Here is a 6,069-nt window from a genome sequence, read left to right as displayed (position 1 = left end):
GAGATCAATCGAGGCAACGTCTCTCGGGTATTCGGAGACCTCATCACCCTAATCGAACCCTCGAAGCGGTCAGGGAATGACGAGGCGTTGGAGGTAACCCTTCCCTATTCGAAGGATCGATTCAGCGTCCCCGCAAATCTCCATATCATCGGGACAATGAATACGGCCGACCGATCCCTTGCATCCTTGGACCTGGCGCTACGCCGCCGATTCAATTTCCGCGAGATGCCGCCTCGCCCAGAACTTTTGGAAAAAGTCGATGTGGCCGGTGTCAGCGTCGCGTCGATCTTGCGTGTAATCAACGCCCGCATCGAGATTCTGTGGGATCGGGATCATTGCATCGGCCATGCGTACTTCATGCCCCTGGTCGACACTCCGACACTCCCCGAACTTGGAGCCATTTTCCAAACGTGCATCCTGCCACTACTGCAGGAGTACTTCTTCGAAGATTGGCAGCGCATCCAATGGGTCCTCAACGATCATCGAAAGTCCGTGGCAGCTCACCGATTCATCGAGAAACCAGAGAGGAAGGTTTCCGAACTATTCGGAGACGACGTTTCTTTCGGCGACCAGAACCAGCGATGGATCATCAACGAAGACGCGTTTTTCGTCCGTGAAGCCTATGTCGGCTTGATCGGTGACAACGGCTCGGAATCGTGACCCAGCACATTACGGTCCGCGAGTACGCAAGGCTCACGACCGATCCAGTGCCGAACCCGACACTCGACCGCGCCCAAGTCTCAGCTACGGCATTCGACTGGCTCTGTCAACTCAATTCAGGGATGAGCACGGCCGGCGCATCGCTGGTGCAGATCGACGACCGCCGCTGGCTCCGCTTAGACAACTACGTCGGAGTGCTAGAGACACCTTGCGGAACGGTTCTAGAAATTCTCCCTAAACATGAGGAGAACGCCGACACCCTCCCCCGCAGCCGGGCACTGCTGCAACGAATGATCACAGCCGCCCTCGACCTACCCGTGCGGGAAGGTAGCGAAACGGCACTAGAACGCTTCGACGCGCCCCTAAGCGAATGGGTCATGGCCCAATTCCTGGCCGCCCTAGACCGCCTCGTCAAGCGCGGCGTCCGATCAGACTACGTACGCATCGAAGACTCCGAACGCTTCTTGAGAGGCCAACTCAACGTCCCACAACAAGTCCGACAATCGGCCGCGAAGCAGCACGTTTTCCAGATACTCCACGACGTCTTCATCCACGACCGCGCCGAGAATCGCCTACTCAGGCTAGCCGTCGAACTCGCATGCCGCAGCACCAAGAGCCCCACGAGCTGGCGCCTAGCCCAAGAGTTGCGAAGCCTCTTTCAAGAGGTCCCGCCAAGCCGCAACGCCGCACAAGACTTCCAACGCTGGCGTACGGATCGCCTGATGGCTCACTACCAAACAGTGAAGCCTTGGTGCGAGCTAGTGCTATCGCAGCAGATGCCACTCTCGACCGCCGGCGGATGGCGTGGCATCAGCCTTCTCTTTCCGATGGAAAAGCTCTTCGAGCGCTACGTGGAAGCGATGCTCACGAAGCAACTCGCTGAAGGCGCTCGGTTAACTGCCCAAGCCCGCAGCCAATACCTATGCGTTCACGAAGGGCATGGCCTGTTCCAACTTCGGCCTGACTTCGTTATCACCCAGGGTGAGAAGCGATGGGTGCTGGACACGAAGTGGAAGCTGGTGAATGGTGAGAGGAAAGCCAATAAATATGGGCTCAGTCAGGCTGACTTTTATCAGCTGTTCGCGTACGGTCATAAGTATTTGGGCGGCAGTGGCGAGCTTGTTCTGATCTATCCGCGGCGACGGGCTTTCCTAAAACCACTACCCGGGTTTCAGATGGGCGCTGAACTGACGCTTTCGGTGATGCCGTTTGATCTCGAGAAGGGGCGATTGATTGGCCAGGAAGGGATTTCTCCGATTTTTGCGCAGCACTGAGGCGCGCGCGGGCCTCGCTCGACCGGGTCAATCCGATGATGAAGGACGTTTGCTCGAGTAAGCTGAATCCCTGATCTTTATGTATCGGCACACGTTCACCAGCTTCTTTCCAAGGTTCGCTGAACAACATAGTCACCCGTTGGTTGCTTCCATAGAGAATCGGAATCGTCTTCAACGATGCAAAGCGGGAGTTTCGCGAACTGATTGAACTGGTGGTGGGGTCGAGAGATACAACACGCAGACGCTGCCGAAGGAGCCCAGCATCGTGCCATCGCAGGAATCGCAGGCCGGAAGGTTCCGGAAAGGGCAGCGCGTGAACCAGTTGCCGGCCAAATACGAGCTTTCGTAACGCCTGTCTAGTCGAGCGCAAAGGCGGCTAGCGACCCATCTCGGCCGTCCGACACACTAATTTTCGGATGACTGCTTCCAGGCGACTTGCGGCCATCTTCAACTTGCACGAGAGACAACACCCGGCCGGTTCTGATGCAGACGGCCGCCGATGATCACGTGCGGCGTACCTTACGGTAGGCTTTTGCCGCTGTTCACCCGTAGTTCTTTCGCCGGTTCGCTATACTGCCCGCTGTGAATTTTTGACAATACGCGCGGCGGACATGGTGGCGCGGCGGAGCGAGGGATGCCGAAACTCACCGAAGCACAGTTGCAAAACGAGGCGCCTGGCGATAAGCCGCGCAAGCTGTTTGACGAAATGGGGTTGTTTCTCCTGATCAATCCCGACGGCACGATGGCCTGGCGGGTGCGCTACCGCTTTGCTGGCAAGGAAAAGCTTACGCAGCTTGGCGCCTACCGCAAGAAGGGCTCGCAGGAGATCGTGATCGGCCTGGACGCCGCGCGGGAACAGCGCGACATTCTGCGCGACCTGGTGCTGCGCGGCATCGATCCGACTGCGCACCGCAAGGCTAAGTCGACGCCTGCGGAGACGGACACCCCGGCCGATAACGGGCAAGTCGACGTCATGGCGGCTGACGCCCTGGAGGACCGGGATTGCACGTTCCAGAGGGTCGCCGAGGCGTGGATGGACGCCTACGCGCCCACGTGGTCGGACAAGCATGCCCGCCAGAACCGTCAGCTGATGCGCGACCATGTGTATCCGGTGGTGGGCGCGCTGCCGGTGCGCTTCCTTGCGCCGCAAGACATGGAAAATGTGCTGGCCCCGCTCGTCAGCGCAGGGAAGGCGGAGAGTGCGCGACGCGTGCGGCAGCGCCTGGCAGGGGTGCTCGAGTTCGGCGTGATGATGGGCCACCTCGAGCGGCGCCGCGTGCAACTGCCCATGAGGCTCGACCCCTCCTTTGGCTGCCTCCGCCCCCCAGAGCTGGCCGCGCTGGTTCGCGCGATCGACGGATATCAGGAGCCGGTGGTTCAGCTCGCGCTGAAGTTCGTGATGCTCACGCTCGCTCGGACCCCGGACGTGCGCGGCGCCACATGGGCTCAGTTCCACGACCTGACGGGGGATACGCCGGTCTGGCGGGTGCCGGCGTCCCGCAGGGGGGGGTACTCTGAAATTCCGCTGAGTCGGCAAGCAGTGGCGGTGCTTCAGGAGTTGCGGCACTTCACCGGCAGGGGGATCTACCTGTTTCCCGACGCGGACCAGCCAGACCGGCCGCTGGGCGAAAGCCGCCTTCTCCATGCGCTCTGGTCCTTGGGCTACCGGGGCCGCATGACGGCGCACGGCCTGCGCGCGCTCGGCGCGTCCATGCTGAACGAGGCAGGGTACCCCGCCGGACTGATCTCTGGCGTCTTGGAGGCTAACGGTAGGGTCCCCACCAGTAACGGCAACGGCCAACCGCCTGAGGCGCGGCGAGCGATGCTGCAGGCGTATGCTGACGCGCTTCAGGCTGCGGCGCGTGCAGAAGCCTGTCCCTAGTTATGCCCTGCCCGCTTCTGAGACGTTCCGCACTGTGCGGAGGTGCGGCTGCGACATGCGGCTGACGGAAAGTGTCAGCCCGCGCGGGATTGCAACCGAACGAGTGACAAAAATTGTCACCAAAGATCGATACTTTTTGTTACCGGTGACGAATTTAGTCAAATAAAGGTGTGATGTTGGGGTGGCACGCCAGTTGCTCTAGTGTCTGTGCAGCAACACGCTGTATCCAATTTATAAGGGGTCAATTTCATGAAAAAAGCACGGATGGGAATGCAACGGGTACAAAAGGGTTTCACGCTGATCGAACTGATGATCGTGGTCGCGATCATCGGTATCCTGGCTGCTATCGCAATTCCGCAGTACCAAGACTACGTGGCGAAGTCGCAGGTGTCGCGCGCAGTAAGCGAACTGGGTGCGTACAAGACGGGCATTGAAGACCGTCTCAATCAAGGACAGAACACCATCCTCCCGGCTGACGTTGGCTACGTGAAGTCGAACCTGACCAACACGGCCGTGTTCCCTGCCGCGGGCGTCACGTTCGTGGCTGGCGCTGGCACCATCACCGCTACGCTCGACGGCAGCGTGAGCTCGTCTGTGAACGGCGCGACGGTGGTATGGCAGCGCATTGCGGATGGCACCTGGAGTTGCACCACCAACAAGGGCACCAACGGCAATTTCAAGAAGATCTACGGCCCGGCTGGCTGCCCGAATACGGACGGCGTGTAATAGATATAAATGTCGTCAGCGAGCCTTTCCCTCGCCTGATGCAGGAAAAAGCGCCCTTTGGGCGCTTTTTCTTTTTCCGGCAGCATTCCGGTTGTGGCCGAAAATCTCTTGCTGTCCACGGTAGTCGGCGCGCGCTACAGCCCGCCAGTCGATGCTGGGAGAGACGGCTTGCAGCGCATCACGCACGTATGCGAGTCGTTACAGCCCTGTGCACAAATAATCTCAAGGCATCTCAGACGCCAAACTCGCCCGGCTTCAGACCCGGTCGGCCTGGCTCACGCCGAGAGTCGTAGTCGATCAGGGCAAACGAGCCGGAAAACGCGGCGCCCACGGCACAGGTGTGGGTGGCGGACGTAAATTGCTCACGGATGAGAAGGGTGGCTACGTCGGACTATTACGTCTGCCGCGTTGCGCGTGACTCGCGGTACTGCAATTAACACAACATGCCGCACTACTTCCAGGCTGGAAACGTGAATCGAAGGCGGATGGTCACACATGAATAGGAAGACCTGGCGTTTGCTTCTTGCTCTGACCATCTGCGCGCACCTAGTTCATGCGCGGTTGGCGGCAGCGGCAATGCGGCAGACCGATGCGGAAGCGCTCCTGAAGCAGGACAGGTGGCGCGAAGCGTCGCGTGCGATCTTGCTTGAGGCACCGCGCGGTATTCTCTCTGCCTTCAAGCTTCCTCCGCCATTGGCGTCGGAAGGCTACGTCGAAGACGCACTACACATCATCGACAACGAGCGACCCCGCATGCAAGCAAGCGCCCGGTTGCACCTGCTCAGGACAGTGCGGACCATTTCCCTCGACACGCAGCGAGCGATTGTGACCGAAGCCACTTCCCTCACCATCGACAGCCCCGCGACGACGTAACGAGATATCTCCTCTCGTTCGGCGAGCGTCAAGGCTAGCCTGGAGCGGTGCCGGGATGCTGGCTGGATGCCGCCGGAATCCGCCAGAATCCGTTGGTACCGATCAAACAGCCGGGCGATCTGGTGAAGCGTGTCACCTTTCCGCCACCGCTCCCACATTAGTGCCTTCTGAGTCTCGGTGTAGTAGAGACTTCTTTCTGACTGCGTCGAGTCCGCCGGCGCGCCCTGTTGAGATTACGTATCTCTTTGCGTCCTTGAGCGCCTGATCTCTGGTGCTACGCTGCTTGTTGTTCATACGGGCCTCGATTCGCTCCAGCGCTTGAAGGCCCCACTCTACGGTGGGCGGACTTAGCTGCGGGCCCCAGGTTTCGACATCCCCCACACCGGGATCACGATATCCAGCGCCCTGCGCCTGAATCTTCCCGCGATGCGACCGGTTGAATCCACAGCCATTCTCGGCCATTGACATTTGGTCGGCGAGCGTCGGCTGTGCATGCATGAACCGACGCTTCTCGTCGTGCGACCACCGCCTAGTCGTTCGTAGGGTGATGCTTGCCCCAACCCATATAGTCGTTCCGCATCTGGGTCGCCTCATCGATATCCCTTGCCCCAACCCATATAGTCGTTCCGCATCTGGGTCGCCTCATCGATATCC

At 59.8% G+C, this 6,069-nt stretch carries 5 protein-coding genes and 1 pseudogene; 5 read left to right on the top strand and 1 reads right to left on the bottom strand.

Annotated elements, in window-relative coordinates:
• The 5 genes from AB4Z27_RS28310 to AB4Z27_RS28290 form a co-directional block, all read left to right on the top strand.
• The coding region (locus AB4Z27_RS28310; RefSeq protein ID WP_441645880.1) for an AAA family ATPase at positions 1 to 660 on the top strand (660 nt) is incomplete at its 5' end.
• Complete coding sequence (locus tag AB4Z27_RS28305) at positions 657 to 1,934, top strand: McrC family protein (protein ID WP_441645879.1); 1,278 nt, start codon at positions 657 to 659, stop codon at positions 1,932 to 1,934. The genes AB4Z27_RS28310 and AB4Z27_RS28305, both read left to right, overlap by 4 nt.
• A gap of 634 nt (positions 1,935 to 2,568) precedes the next feature.
• Positions 2,569 to 3,816 (top strand): tyrosine-type recombinase/integrase, encoded by a 1,248-nt coding sequence (locus AB4Z27_RS28300; RefSeq protein WP_441645878.1) that lies wholly within the window; start codon positions 2,569 to 2,571, stop codon positions 3,814 to 3,816.
• 270 nt (positions 3,817 to 4,086) lie between these two features.
• Entirely contained in the window at positions 4,087 to 4,542 is a 456-nt protein-coding gene (locus tag AB4Z27_RS28295; RefSeq protein WP_441645877.1) for a pilin, read from the top strand.
• A gap of 495 nt (positions 4,543 to 5,037) precedes the next feature.
• Positions 5,038 to 5,415, top strand: coding sequence for a hypothetical protein (locus AB4Z27_RS28290; protein WP_441645881.1), 378 nt, complete (start codon positions 5,038 to 5,040; stop codon positions 5,413 to 5,415).
• Here AB4Z27_RS28290 and AB4Z27_RS28285 read toward each other — a convergent pair.
• A pseudogene (locus tag AB4Z27_RS28285) lies at positions 5,346 to 5,573 on the bottom strand (IS30 family transposase); the annotation flags it as partial. The gene AB4Z27_RS28290 and the pseudogene AB4Z27_RS28285 overlap by 70 nt on opposite strands.
• Between the last annotated feature and the right edge of the window lie 496 nt (positions 5,574 to 6,069).

Source organism: Cupriavidus sp. KB_39, from assembly GCF_052114485.1.
Lineage (GTDB): Bacteria > Pseudomonadota > Gammaproteobacteria > Burkholderiales > Burkholderiaceae > Cupriavidus.
Note: the sequence above shows the minus strand (reverse complement) of the source record. Positions and strands in the feature narration are given on the sequence as shown.

What these genes read in the sequence shown, in the direction of transcription:
- AB4Z27_RS28300 (WP_441645878.1), top strand. Translation starts at nt 2,569, where the DNA reads ATGCCGAAACTCACCGAAGCACAGTTGCAAAACGAGGCGCCTGGCGAT.
- AB4Z27_RS28295 (WP_441645877.1), top strand. Translation starts at nt 4,087, where the DNA reads ATGCAACGGGTACAAAAGGGTTTCACGCTGATCGAACTGATGATCGTG.
- AB4Z27_RS28290 (WP_441645881.1), top strand. Translation starts at nt 5,038, where the DNA reads ATGAATAGGAAGACCTGGCGTTTGCTTCTTGCTCTGACCATCTGCGCG.